This is a genomic window from Georgenia sp. SYP-B2076 (genome assembly GCF_003991205.1).
Taxonomy (GTDB): domain Bacteria; phylum Actinomycetota; class Actinomycetes; order Actinomycetales; family Actinomycetaceae; genus Georgenia.
The window spans coordinates 1-11746 of record NZ_RXOZ01000002.1 but is presented as its reverse complement, the minus strand read 5'-3'; the positions used below and the strand labels follow the sequence as shown (position 1 = coordinate 11746).

Annotated in this window: 15 protein-coding genes and 1 pseudogene; 8 read left to right on the top strand and 8 right to left on the bottom strand. The window is 70.6% G+C overall.

Annotation, left to right across the window (positions count from 1 at the left end; all coding sequences use genetic code 11):
* Window positions 1-58 precede the first annotated feature (58 nt).
* Entirely contained in the window at window positions 59-292 is a 234-nt protein-coding gene (locus EJK16_RS00960; RefSeq protein ID WP_127125446.1) for a hypothetical protein, read from the bottom strand.
* Window positions 279-545, bottom strand: coding sequence for a hypothetical protein (locus EJK16_RS00955; protein WP_127125444.1), 267 nt, complete (start codon window positions 543-545; stop codon window positions 279-281). Before EJK16_RS00955 ends, EJK16_RS00960 begins: the two co-directional genes overlap by 14 nt.
* Before the next feature lie 126 nt (window positions 546-671).
* Here EJK16_RS00955 and EJK16_RS00950 point away from each other — a divergent pair, with 126 nt between their 5' ends.
* The gene (locus tag EJK16_RS00950; RefSeq protein ID WP_127125442.1) at window positions 672-1064 is read left to right on the top strand and encodes a VOC family protein; all 393 of its coding nucleotides are present in this window, start codon (window positions 672-674) and stop codon (window positions 1062-1064) included.
* Between the two features lie 533 nt (window positions 1065-1597).
* A complete protein-coding gene (locus EJK16_RS20550; RefSeq protein WP_370275861.1) occupies window positions 1598-1765 on the top strand; it encodes a hypothetical protein in 168 nt (55 codons plus the stop codon).
* Between the two features lie 211 nt (window positions 1766-1976).
* On the opposite strand, the gene EJK16_RS00940 is transcribed toward EJK16_RS20550, so the two are convergent.
* Both EJK16_RS00940 and EJK16_RS00935 read right to left on the bottom strand, forming a co-directional pair.
* Window positions 1977-2378, bottom strand: coding sequence for a type II toxin-antitoxin system VapC family toxin (locus tag EJK16_RS00940; protein WP_127125440.1), 402 nt, complete (start codon window positions 2376-2378; stop codon window positions 1977-1979).
* Window positions 2378-2632, bottom strand: a pseudogene (locus EJK16_RS00935) (type II toxin-antitoxin system VapB family antitoxin). Before EJK16_RS00935 ends, EJK16_RS00940 begins: the two are co-directional and overlap by 1 nt.
* Window positions 2633-2983: 351 nt before the next feature.
* Here EJK16_RS00935 and EJK16_RS00930 point away from each other — a divergent pair.
* The 3 genes from EJK16_RS00930 (at window position 2984) to EJK16_RS19740 (ending at window position 5235) form a co-directional block, all read left to right on the top strand.
* Window positions 2984-3970, top strand: a complete 987-nt coding sequence (locus EJK16_RS00930; RefSeq protein WP_127125438.1) for a diaminopimelate dehydrogenase — start codon at window positions 2984-2986, stop codon at window positions 3968-3970.
* 375 nt (window positions 3971-4345) lie between these two features.
* Window positions 4346-5062, top strand: a complete 717-nt coding sequence (locus EJK16_RS00925) for a type II CAAX prenyl endopeptidase Rce1 family protein (RefSeq protein ID WP_240645702.1) — start codon at window positions 4346-4348, stop codon at window positions 5060-5062.
* Complete coding sequence (locus tag EJK16_RS19740; protein ID WP_205739538.1) at window positions 5005-5235, top strand: hypothetical protein; 231 nt, start codon at window positions 5005-5007, stop codon at window positions 5233-5235. Before EJK16_RS00925 ends, EJK16_RS19740 begins: the two co-directional genes overlap by 58 nt.
* Here EJK16_RS19740 and EJK16_RS00920 read toward each other — a convergent pair.
* The 3 genes from EJK16_RS00920 to EJK16_RS00910 form a co-directional block, all read right to left on the bottom strand.
* A complete protein-coding gene (locus EJK16_RS00920) occupies window positions 5232-7130 on the bottom strand; it encodes a DUF2075 domain-containing protein (protein WP_240645701.1) in 1899 nt (632 codons plus the stop codon). The genes EJK16_RS19740 and EJK16_RS00920 overlap by 4 nt on opposite strands.
* A 142-nt stretch (window positions 7131-7272) precedes the next feature.
* Window positions 7273-7464 (bottom strand): ribbon-helix-helix protein, CopG family, encoded by a 192-nt coding sequence (locus EJK16_RS00915; RefSeq protein ID WP_127125434.1) that lies wholly within the window; start codon window positions 7462-7464, stop codon window positions 7273-7275.
* A 31-nt stretch (window positions 7465-7495) separates the two neighbouring features.
* Entirely contained in the window at window positions 7496-7849 is a 354-nt protein-coding gene (locus tag EJK16_RS00910) for a rhodanese-like domain-containing protein (RefSeq protein ID WP_240645700.1), read from the bottom strand.
* A 221-nt stretch (window positions 7850-8070) separates the two neighbouring features.
* On the opposite strand from EJK16_RS00910, the gene EJK16_RS00905 reads away from it, so the two are divergent.
* Both EJK16_RS00905 and EJK16_RS19435 read left to right on the top strand, forming a co-directional pair.
* Window positions 8071-9615: an FAD-dependent oxidoreductase gene (locus EJK16_RS00905; RefSeq protein ID WP_127125432.1), complete on the top strand. Its 1545-nt coding sequence runs from the start codon at window positions 8071-8073 to the stop codon at window positions 9613-9615.
* Window positions 9616-9651: 36 nt separating this feature from the next.
* Entirely contained in the window at window positions 9652-9876 is a 225-nt protein-coding gene (locus EJK16_RS19435; RefSeq protein WP_164737161.1) for a hypothetical protein, read from the top strand.
* A 166-nt stretch (window positions 9877-10042) separates the two neighbouring features.
* On the opposite strand, the gene EJK16_RS00895 is transcribed toward EJK16_RS19435, so the two are convergent.
* A complete protein-coding gene (locus EJK16_RS00895; RefSeq protein ID WP_127125430.1) occupies window positions 10043-11170 on the bottom strand; it encodes an NYN domain-containing protein in 1128 nt (375 codons plus the stop codon).
* A gap of 107 nt (window positions 11171-11277) precedes the next feature.
* On the opposite strand from EJK16_RS00895, the gene EJK16_RS00890 reads away from it, so the two are divergent.
* Window positions 11278-11746: molybdopterin-binding protein (locus EJK16_RS00890; protein WP_164737160.1), on the top strand; the 469-nt coding region annotated here is incomplete at its 3' end.

The following is an 11746-nucleotide window of genomic DNA, read 5'->3' as shown; positions in this document are numbered from 1 at the left end:
CCGCCGTCTCCGGGATGGACGAGCGGCGCACAACGAGGCGGCCGAAGCCGCGGCGCGCTCAGGCGAGCGACGCGTCATACTCCCGCTGGGCCGCGTAGTAGTCGTCGAAGCTCACGAGCGGGCGCCCGTGGCGCGCGGCGAGGTTGTCCAGGTAGTACTCCCAGCCCGGGCCCACCTCGCGCGGGTCCGCATCACCGGTGAGGTGGTGGACGAGCTGGAGCACCGTGCCGCCGTCGGACGGCGGCACGGTCACCTCGAAGCGCCAGCCGCCGGCGGCCTCATCCGTACGCACGTCGGGCGACGCGGTGCCTCGCACGCAGGATCCCGACGTCGGTGGTGGCCTCGCCCTCCTCGTGCGTGAACCCCACCTGCACGGTGTTGCCGGCGCCCGGCGTCCCCGTCCACGGGCCGAACCAGATGGCCGTGCGGTCGGGGTCTGTGAGGGTGGCCCAGACCGCCTCGGGCCGGTCGGCGATCGCGCGTCGAATCGCCAGGTCGCGCCGCTCTCTGGCCCTGGTGCGCGCGCCGGTGGGCCCGGGTGCCATGGGAATCTCCGGCGATCCTTCGGGGTGGGCGTCCTACCACCGGCACGCCGCGCGATCCCTTAGTCTGCCGGAGGCAGCCGCCTTGACCCGAAGGCGGGCACTGCACGCCGTTCACAAGGAGAAGCCATGCCCCGTCCCGTGCACTTCGAGATCCACGCGAGCGACGTCGCTCGCGCCCAGGCGTTCTACGGCGCCGCGTTCGGCTGGGCCTTTGAGGACTGGAGCGAGTACGCCGGGACGCCGTACATCGGCGTCAGGACCGGCGAGGAACAGCCGGGTATCGACGGGGCCATCATGCGGCGCCAGGGCGAGGCTCCGGCCCCCGGCCAACCGGTGATGGGGGCGGTGCTGACCGTCGGCGTCGACGACTACGACACCACCGAGGCCGCGATCCTCAAGGCGGGCGGCACGGAAGCGCTCGGCAAGCACGCGCTGCCTGGCATGGCCTGGCAGGGGTACTACCTCGACACCGAGGGGAACGTCTTCGGGATCCACCAGCCCGACGAACAGGCGAAGTAGCCTCGCCCGCACCTGGCGCGGTCCGCCGTCGACGGTCGCGCAGGCCGTCGACGGCACGGGCTCGCGCGGCTCGGCAGCCATGGCACGGTCGCGCCGGCGTCGATGGCCACGGCGAGTCCGGCGGTGCCGTCGGGGTTCATCATGACCATGACCCAGCGGCCGGTCGCGAGGTCGGTCACCGCCGCCCGGGGCGCCGGGGCCGGCCGACTCGACGAGCCAGATGTCCGAGTCCGCGGGGCTCACGCTCGGCGCGCCGCCGTCCGTGGCCGACCCACCGCCGTAGCGAGCCGGTGCTGGTCTTGCCTCCGGGCGTGGCAGCACCGGCAGATCCCGCTGACGAAGGAGGCCTTCGCCGGCGCCCGGCTGACCGGGCTCGAGATCGACGTGGACGTCAACGGCCCGTTCCGGTGGCGGCGACGCCGGGCGGCTGACCGGGCGAGGTCGCGCCCGCCGGCGCTACTGCGGCAATGAGCTCACGCGCGCCCGCAGTGCCGCCAGGCTGCTCGGCCAGTCGTGCGCGGCAGGTCGAACCCGTGGTCCCGGAGGGTCGCGAGGTCCTCCCCGACGCGTTCGAACAGCACCGGTGCCGGCAGCCGCCTGTCCTCGCCCGCAAGGTGGGCGCCGAGGATCGCGACGATAGGGCCGGCGTGCTGGGCGCGCGCAGCAGGGACCAGGCCGGGCTCGCCTCGGAGAGCCGCTGAGCGGTCAGCGCCGTGCGGAGCATGCTCACGCCCGCGACTCTAGTTCGCGGGTGTGACAACCGCCGTAGGCCTTCCGGGGAATGGCCGGCGGTGTCCATGGGCGCAGGTCATCACGTCCACGAGGCCGCAAACAGGAGCGCCCGCCGCGGCATAAGCGGCCACGTCAACGCGCCCGCCGCGAGGGCGAGGGGCCGTGCAGATCAACGCCCGGTCAGGTCGGGTGAGCCATGACCGAGTGGACGTCGGTCGCGGAGAAGTCTTTTCCTTTGAAGAGCAGCGGCTCACCGGTGACGGCGGTGAGTGCGTAGGCGAAGCAGTCGCCGAAGTTCAGGCCGGCAGGGTGGCGGCCCCTGGCGTAGCGCCGGTACGCGGCTCGGGCGAGCTGGGCCTGCTCGGCGTCGACCGGCACGAGTTCGACCTCGGCGCGGTGCATCCACAGATCGAGCTCGCGTCCGCCAAGCTCGCCGAAGCGACTTTCGACCACGATTGCGGTCTCGAGGAACGATGCGGTGGACATCACTCGCACCGAGCCGGCTTCGACAGCAGCCTCGAATGCCTCCGCCTCGGGCTCGTCGCTCAGCATCGCGACCAGGGCGGAGGTCTCGATCGCCATCAGCGCGGCAGGCCATGCACGTCGTAGCCGAGGATCTCCTCCGGCGTCCGGCCGTCGAGCACCGGCAGGGCGGCGCAGCGGCGGCGGATGGTCGCCAGCTCTGCGGCGAGCGGCAGGGACTTCCTCGTCCTGCTCAGTCTGTCCAGCCGCTCCCGGAGCGCCGTCACCACGGCACCGTTGAGCGACTAACCGGTCCGCGCCGCAATCTCCCGCGCCAACCTGTCCGCTTCGGGGTCCTTGATGCTGAGCGCCACGATCCCGACTCTAGACGGGCGTCATACTTCCATACCACCTAACTTCGCCGTCCGCCGTACCTCCGAGCGTGGCGGCTCCGGTAGATCCCGCTGACGAAGGAGTCGTTCGCCGGAGCCCTGCTGACCGGGCTCGAGATCGACGTCGACGTCAGCCCCAGGGTCGCAGCTCCCCTGGGGGCTGATGGGGGCCGCGGCCGACGCTGCTCGCCCGGCCGCTCCTGCCCGAGGCGAACTCGCCGGCGGACCTGCGTAGGCCCAGCGCCTCCGACAGGTGGTCGCGTACCGCAGCTCGCGCCGACCGGAACTACGGTCCAGGGGCACGGCATTCGAGGAGCAGGGAGAGGCGCGGCAGTGAGCGAGAACATCCGGATCGGCATCGTCGGGTACGGCAACCTGGGACGCGGCGTCGCGCTTGCGGTCCGGCAGAACCCGGACATGGAGCTTGTGGGAATCTTCAGCCGTCGCGCACCGGCCGAGCTCGACGCGCCCGACCCCGGCACACCCGTACTGCCCCTCGACGGCCTGGCCGACCGGCGCGGCGACATCGACGTGCTCATCCTGTGCGGAGGGTCCAAGGACGACCTGCCCGAGCAGGGCCCGGCGCTGGCGGCACACTTCAACACCGTCGACAGCTTCGACACCCACGCCCGCATCCCGGAGTACTTCGCCGCGGTGGACGGGCCGGCTCGCGCGGGCGGGACGACGGCGCTGATCTCGACCGGCTGGGACCCTGGCATGTTCTCCCTCAACCGCCTGTACGGCGAGGCGTTGCTGCCGGACGGGGACACGTACACCTTCTGGGGCAAGGGCCTGAGCCAGGGCCACTCCGACGCGCTTCGCCGGGTGCCCGGCGTCGCCGGCGGCGTGCAGTACACCGTCCCCTCCCCCGCGGCGATCGACGCCGTCCGCAGCGGCCGGCGCCCCGTGCTGACCACGCGCGAGAAGCACCGGCGCGAGTGCTACGTCGTGCTCGGGGAGGGGGCCGACGCCGCCGCCGTGGAGCAGGCCATCGTCACGATGCCGGACTACTTCGCCGACTACGACACCGAGGTGCGTGTCATCAGCGCGGAGGAGCTCGAGCGCGACCACGGCGCGATGCCTCACGGGGGCTTCGTCATCCGCTCCGGCACCACCGGCGGCGGCCACGCGCAGGTGGTGGAGTACCGCCTGCAGCTGGAGAGCAACCCAGAGTTCACCGCCAGCGTGCTCGTCGCCTTCGCCCGGGCCACGTACCGGCTCAACGCCCGAGGCGAGGTGGGCGCCCGGACGGTCCTCGACGTGCCGCCGGGGCTGCTGTCCCCGAAGTCGCCGGAGACGCTGCGCGCCGAGCTTCTCTAGGCTGTCGGCCGCCGGGCGGCGAGCGCGCCGAGCTTCGCGACCGGCGCCGAGACGTCCCGCAGGCCGCCCTCCCCCTGTTCGGCCGGAGAGGCGCGGGACGTTCGCCCGTTGCGCCCGGATGCCGCCCGAGGGCACGGGGAGGCAACCGGCGAGCGGAGGAGCGATGACCACGGCGACCAAGCCGCTCCCAGCCGTGACTCACGCCGCCCGGTCCGACCGGGACGACATCGCGCGCCCACTCGGAGCGACTTTCACCGGGTTCACCGTACCCACGCGGCTCGTGGCCGGATTCGGCGACGACTACGCGGCCAGGGCGCATTCATCCGCCTGGCGGTCGACGACGTCGTCCCCCGCTGAGCCGTGACGAAGGCAGACATGACCATCCAAGTCCCCGAGCGAAGCAGCGCCCCGACTGCGCGGCGAAAAGAACTGACGGTCCGCTCGCTGGGGACCTACTTCCTCGCGACCTTCGGGCTGTCCTGGGGTGCGGGCATGTTCTACGTGTTCTTCCAGGAGCAGGTCGACGCCGTCCTCTGGCCGATGGCGTACACCAACCCGGTCTTCATCTTCATGGTCTACTCCCCTTGCATGGTGGGCGTGTTCATGGTGACCCGTCACTACGGACTGCGCGGACTAGGGCCGTTCTTCCGCCGCTTCGTGCTGTGGCGGATGTCGCAGGCGTGGTGGGTGCTGCTGGTCGTCGGCATGCCCGCGGTGTTCTACGCCGGCGCCGCGGTCAACGGCATCCTGACCGACCCGTTCCCCTTCACGCCCTGGTACACCGTGCTGCCCGCCCTGCTGCCGATGCTGCTCATCGGTCCCATCGAGGAGCTCGGCTGGCGCGGGCTGGCGCTGCCGCTGCCGCTGCCGCTGCTCCAGCGACGGCTGGCCCCGCTGTGGGCGAGCCTGCTGCTCGGCCTCGCTGTTGCCTTCTGGCACACCCCGTCGTTCCTACTGAGCGGGACAAGCAGTCTGCCTGGGACTTCTGGCCGTTCTTCTTCGGCGTCGTCGCGATCAGCGTCATCCTTACGCCCATGTTCAACACCGCCCGGGGCAGCCTGCTGGTCGCCTTCCTGTTCCACGCGCAGATGAACAACCCCGTCTGGCCCGACGCCCAACCCTGGGACATGTGGCTGTTCGTCGCGACGGCCGTCGTGGTCGCCGTTGTCAACCGCAAGGCCATGCTCGATCGCGGCACTGCGGCGACGGCGATCCTCGCTCCGCCGTCGTCGCGCGCGGGCGGGCAAGGCCCGATTCCAGCTTAGGGATTGGTTACAGACCGGAGCATCGCCTGGGTCTCCTCGTCGGTCGAGTAAAGCAGGGTCCCTCGCAGGCCGCGCGTCATCAACACCTTGTATACGTGCCGAACGAGACGGTCGAAAGTGGCGTCGTCAACTGTCTTGCGCGACCTAAAATCCGGATCTCTGTTGAACTCGCGTCGCGAGACCCATCGGTCGTCCCGCCACACCAAGTCCGGACCGATGATGACCCCGTTCCACGAGTACTCGAAGCCCTGCGCGGTGTACACGCACCCGACCTGCTCAAAGCCGGCGGGGTCGTATGCCCACAACCAGGACGGCGGCGCGCCACCGATCGCCCGATCACTCTTGACGTTCCACGGCTTCGACCACGAACCGATCTGCACGTCTGGAACCAGCGACCCATCCTTGTTGGGGTTGCTCCACGGCCAGCAGTAGCCGGCCGTCATCCGGGCGTTCTCGCCCGCATGGAAATGGGCGCGCAGCCGTGCCTCAAGTTCTCCAACCGAGTCGACGACGTCCACCGAGAACGTGGGCTCGTCGCGCCAGACAGGCGGCGTGCTCTCGCCGTCAGTGGCCACTTCATTCCGGAGCCCGAGGAGCACGTGCACCCACTCGAGGTACTTGTCGCTACCACCCGACCGAAACTGCCCATTGAGATCGACCTGCGTGACGGGGATGCCACGGGCAGCTGCATGCGCCTTGATGTCCGCAACGGTCCCCATCTCCCCGGGCCGCACCACTTGGTGTTCATCCAGCAGGAAGACCGGCACCCGCGCGACGTCGAGCAGTTCCTCCACCTGGGGGCGGGCGCGTTCCCGGATCTGCTTGGGCGTGTATCGGTTCACCGACTTCTCACGGATCCGGTGGGCCTCGTCGAGGACGACCACGTCGAGGTCGTTTGGCTCGGCCTCCATGAAGGAGTTGAAGTACTTGAAAAGGCTCTTCGTGCGAATCGAACCCTTGCCGGCGACCTCACGCATCGTCTGCGTAAACGACTTGGACCCTGTCGCGTGCAGGACAGTGCGGCCTTGCCGGGCGAGCTCACCAAGCAACGACAGTGCGATAACGCTCTTGCCACTCCCGGGCGCGCCCGTCACGACGACGACATTCTTCTGGTCGGCCCGTCGTGCTCTCTCCACGGCGCGCGGGACGAGTTCATACGCCACGCGCTGCTCATCCAGCAGGGTGAACTGCTCGCGTTCCTGGATCTCCTTTGCCGCGACGCTGAGCAGCTGCTTGGAGGGAGCGATCGAGGATGAGAGCAGAACGTCGGCTGCGCTGCGTCCCGACTCGGGTGCGAGCCGCGAGCGGAGGAACTCGATGAAGTCACCCCGTCGCTGTCCTGTAAAGACGCGGCTGAGAGGTGTCTGGGGACGCCCCCACAGATCGGCGACCGTGCCGTCCGTGGCGTTGTGCAGGTACGCGACCCCGGCAAGCGGATCCGGTTCGTCGGCCAGCACGCGCACAAAATCGCGCAGATAGTCGCCATAGCCGGCCACCTGCAGCCCCGGGTGCAGCGAGGGCCGGTAGGGCGCCGCCGTTACGTCTACGAGGGTGTCACTGTCCTCCCAGCGCGTAGCCGCGCTCCACTGCTTAAGCTCGACGACGACGTAGCTGGGGCGTCCGGTCTTGGGATGGATGCCGGCGAGGATCGCGTCGGCGCGCTTGCTGGACAGAGGAAGCCGGTACTCAAGGATGACTTCAACGTCGGAAAGCCCCGCGTCGGCGAGATCCCGAGCGAGAACTGGCAGGCTACCGCGCCAGGATCGGCGCTCCCCTGGACCGGGCCGCCCTGCACCCTCGACCACCAGGTAATTCTCCAGCGCGTCCTCGATCACTGAGAAGCCACTGCGAGTGCCCTCATCGAGCGCTCGAGCAGCAAGACGGACGTTGCCCACGATTGTCCCTTACGCAGCACGAATCAACGTGCGGAGGGGACATATCTGCGATCAGAAGTCCGTCGAACCGCTTTCGGACCAGGTTATCGCCTTTCAGACGCTTCCACGGCGGCCGCGAGTCCACCTCGCGTGCAGGGCTGACTCACGAGCTGTACCTCACCGTTCCCGCCAGAGCCTCGCGTGACCTGTTGATCCTCGTGCCGAATCGAGCTGTCTCCCAGACCTTGGCGACGGCATCCTCGATGAGGGCGGAGATCGATCGACCCGTCCGCGCGGCCTCCGCGACGAGGAGACGCCGGTCCGCTTCCGTCAGCGAGATCTGGGTACGAACCATGATGTAACGCCACATCATGCGGGTAGTCGGATCATGGCCGTACGTCGGCTGGGCCCCGGCTCACCGGCAGGCCAGCGGCACGCCAAGCCTGCACCCAGCCGATCAGGTCGGTGGCCCGGTGCAGACCGACCGCCCGCAGCGACGCGACCGCCAGGCTCGAGCTGTACCGTGGCGGCAGGCCACCACGACCTGCGGGTCGTAGCTGGTGGCCTCGGGGATCCGCGACGCAGGCCGAGTCCAGGCGCCACTCCAGCACCGTGCGGTCGATCACCAGCGCCCCCGGGAGCTCGCCCTGCTTACCTCGCTGAGACTCCGTGCGGGTGTCGACCAGCAGCGTTCCGGCCGCGACCGCCGCGATCAGCTCCCGCGGCTCGAGCCGCTTCACGCCCGCTCGTGCGGCCGGCCAGCACGTCGTCGATGCCCACCCGCACAAGCATCGCGCCTGCACTGGTGAAGCGCGAGATGGCAAACGTTCGGTGAGGTCCGGCGCCGCCGTCGTCGCCGAGGGGTGCACCCGCCTCGCCCTCGCCGTGCTCCGGCCCCTAGGGGCCGCTACGGTCGTCACACCGGCACCGTCGCCGGTGCGCCGCACGAGCGGAGACCCCCATGCTGCCCGGCACCGCAGAGTCGTACTGGATGCGCACCACCCCCACCACGGCCTACCCGCAGCTCACCGAGGACCTCGAGGTCGACGTCGCCGTGATCGGCGCCGGGATCGCCGGGATGTCCGCGGCATGGGAGCTCGCAGCCGCCTGGCGCAGCGTCGCGCTGCTCGAGGCGGGCCGGATCGTCGCCGGTGTGACCGGGCACACCACCGCCAAGCTGTCGGCGCTGCACGGGCTCAACTACGCGCGGATCCGCGCCGCCTTCGGCCCGGACGGCGCCCGCCTGTACGCGCAGTCCCAGCAGGACGCCGTCGAGCACGCCGCGAGCGTGAGCGCCGAGCTGGGGATCGACTGCGACCTCGAGCGGTTGCCCGGGTTCACGTACGTCGAGGCCGAGGACGGTCTCGGGGAGATCCGCGAGGAGGTCGACGCCGCGGCCGAGGCCGGGCTCGACGTCTCGTTTGTGACCGCGACCGGGCTGCCCTTCCCCGTGGCCGGGGCCATCCGCATGGAGGACCAGGCGCAGTTCCACCCGCGCAAGTACCTCCTCGGCCTGGCCGAGGACCTCGTCCGCCGCGGTGGCCGCATCTTTGAGCGCACTCGGGCGACGGAGCTCGACGAGGGCGACCCCTGCCGGGTGACCACCGAGCAGGGGCGCGTCGTGACGGTGCGTGACGTCGTCGTCGCCACGCACTACCCCGTCTTCGACCAGGCGACGATCTACTCCGGGATGGCCCCGAAGCGTGAGTTCGCCGTCGCCTGGCCGATCCCGGCCGAGCACGACCCGCACGGAATCTCCCTCACCCGGGAGCAGGACATCCGCTCGGTGCGCACGGCCCCCTACGACGACGGCCGGCGGCTGCTGATCGTCACCGGCGAGCACTACCGACCGGGCGCCGGTCGCACCACCGCCCGGTACGAGCGGCTCACCGCCTGGACCCGCGGGCACTTCCCCGTGGCCGAGATCGCCTGCTGGTGGGCGACCCAGGACCACAGCACCCCCGATCACGTCCCCTACGTCGGGCCGTTCCACCCCGAGGCGAAGCACCTGTGGGTCGCCACCGGGTTCGGCGGCTGGGGCATGAGCACCGGGGTGATGGCGGGGCAGCTCCTCACGGCGTCGATCGCCGGCGAGGAGCTGGAGTGGGCGCGGCTGTACGACCCGCGCCGGCTGCACGAGCCGCGCAGGGCCACGCCGACGGTGAAGACCGAGCCGAGACCGGCGGCGCGGAGCACGCCCGCCGCAGGCGACGGCGACGGCGCCGGCGACGGCGAGCGCCCGCCCGTCGCCGTCGACGACGTCGCTGCCGGCACGGGCGCCGTGCTCACGCTCGACGGCGGGGACTGCGCCGTGTACCGCGACGAGGACGGCGCCGCGTACGTCCTCTCGGCACGGTGCACCCACCTCGGCTGCACCGTGGGGTTCAACGACGCCGAGGTCGCGTGGGAGTGCCCGTGCCACGGCTCGCGGTTCGCCGTGGACGGCACTGTCATCCAGGGCCCAGCGACCCGGCCCCTCCCCCACATGGAGCCGACGGTCGCCTAGCCGACACGTCGACTTGGCACGTCGATAGGGACCGGCATGGCGTCGATCGAGGAGCGGGTCGCCCGCGCGGCCGAGGCGGCGTTGCGGGAGCACGGCTACATCGCGCCCGTCGACGTGCTCATCGGCATGGGTTGGCTGCAGCCCGTGCATCGGGACCACTGGCGGCGCGCGCTCGCCGTCACGACCGCGACGAGGAGCGGCGGCGCGCCGCCGACAGCGAGCTCGCCTACCGGCTGGCCGAGGAGATCCGGCGCCTGCTAGCGGGATGTCCGCCGGAGCGCGCTGCCTCGATCGCCGCTCATTCCAGCGCCCGGGGCAGCAGCCGCATCGGTCGGACGGCCGCGGGCCAGCGTCTGGAGGTTCACGCCGTCGAGCTGGCGGTCTCAGCCAGGACGGCACGATCACCGGTCATGCAGATCCGCGCGGCTCATTCAGTAAGGATGTAGTCCTCGGCAGCGTCGTCCCACCGCAGGGTCACGAGCTCATCGAGCTGCGCAGCCTTGCAGAACTGCAGGAAGTTTCGGTATCCGAGGGCCTTCTCGCTGAAGTCCGGGCGCCGCTTGCGCAGGCTGTTCTTCAGGCCGGAGAGCAGCACGGGCCCGTCTGCGCTTGCGACGACCTCCCGGAGCAGCACAAACGCACTGTCGCGCTCGCCGCGCTCCGGCAGGGACACCTCCGGGTCACCAGCCGCAGGGCCGGGCGAGAGCTCGACGATGCCACGCTCGGCGAGATGCTTGAGGATCTCACCGAAGGACCGGAAGCCGAAGTCGGACTCGCTGAACGTCGGGTCCTTGCGCAGCAGCGTCCGCTTGAGGACCGAGGCGCTGACCGCGCCCGATGCTGACGCGAGTCCGGCCAACGTCTGCGCGACAAGCACCTCAAGGGACTGGGGCTCCGCTGGTGTCTCAGCCTCGACGGTGTCCGGCTCGGTCGGCGTGATCGGCTTGACGGGCACCGGCTGGCCCCCGGGCTGCCCCACCGGCGCGGAGGATGTCGTGGGTGCGGGCTCGCGAATCGTCGCGACGGCCCTCCGGGAGCCCCGGGGCCGCCGCTCGCGCGGCTCGACCTCCTCGGGGACCTCGACCCCCTCGAGCCGGTCGTAGAAAAGGAACTCGTCGCACGCCGGCGGCAGCAGACGGGACGTGGATTGCTCGACCCCGACACCGATCACCCGCTTGTTCAGCTCACGGAGCTTGTGCACGAGGGGCGAGAAGTCGCTGTCCCCTGTGCACATGACGAACGTCGAGACGTACTCGCGCTCGAACGCCATCTCGATCGCGTCGACGACCATCTTGATGTCCGCGGCGTTCTTCCTCGACGCCCCCATCCGCTGGGGCATCTCGATGAGCTCGACCTGGTGGCGTGTCAGGGCGCGCCGATCCTCGTCGAAGTAGGACCAGTCCGCGTAAGCACGACGGACAAGGACCCTGCCCCGCACGGCGAGCGCGTCAGCGATCGGCCCGAAGTCGAAGGTCATCCCGCCCAGGTGCTCACGGGCGCCGAGTGCGAGGTTCTCGTAGTCGAGGAAGACGGCCAGTCGCTCTTCAGTGTCCATCCAGCCAGCGTAGGAGAGCCGGTCGCCATCGCGTCGACGGGGGCCGTCCTCGCTCGGCGAGATGGCCGGTCGGGGATGGTCCATCGACAGCCCCAAAGGTTGCTCTCGTGCCGGACCCCACCGCCGCCATCCTCGTCATCGGGGACGAGATCCTCTCCGGCCGCACCCGCGAGGCGAACGCCTACCACCTCGCCGGCGAGCTGACCCGCGTCGGGATCGACCTGCGCGAGATCCGCGTCGTGCCCGACGACCACGACGTCATCGTCGACACCCTGGGCGCCCTCCGCTCCGCGCACACCCACGTGTTCACCTCGGGCGGCATCGGGCCCACCCACGACGACATCACCGCCGACGCCGTCGCCGCGGCCTTCGGCGTCGGCATCGACGTGCGCGACGACGCCCGCAAGCTCCTAGAGCACGCGCTCGCCGCGCGCGGCATGACCGTCACAGCGGACCAGCTGCGGATGGCCCGCATCCCCGACGGCGCCACCCTCATCGTCAACGACCTCTCCGGCGCGCCGGGCTTCAGCCTCGGCAACGTCCACGTCCTGGCCGGCGTGCCGAGCATCTTCGTCT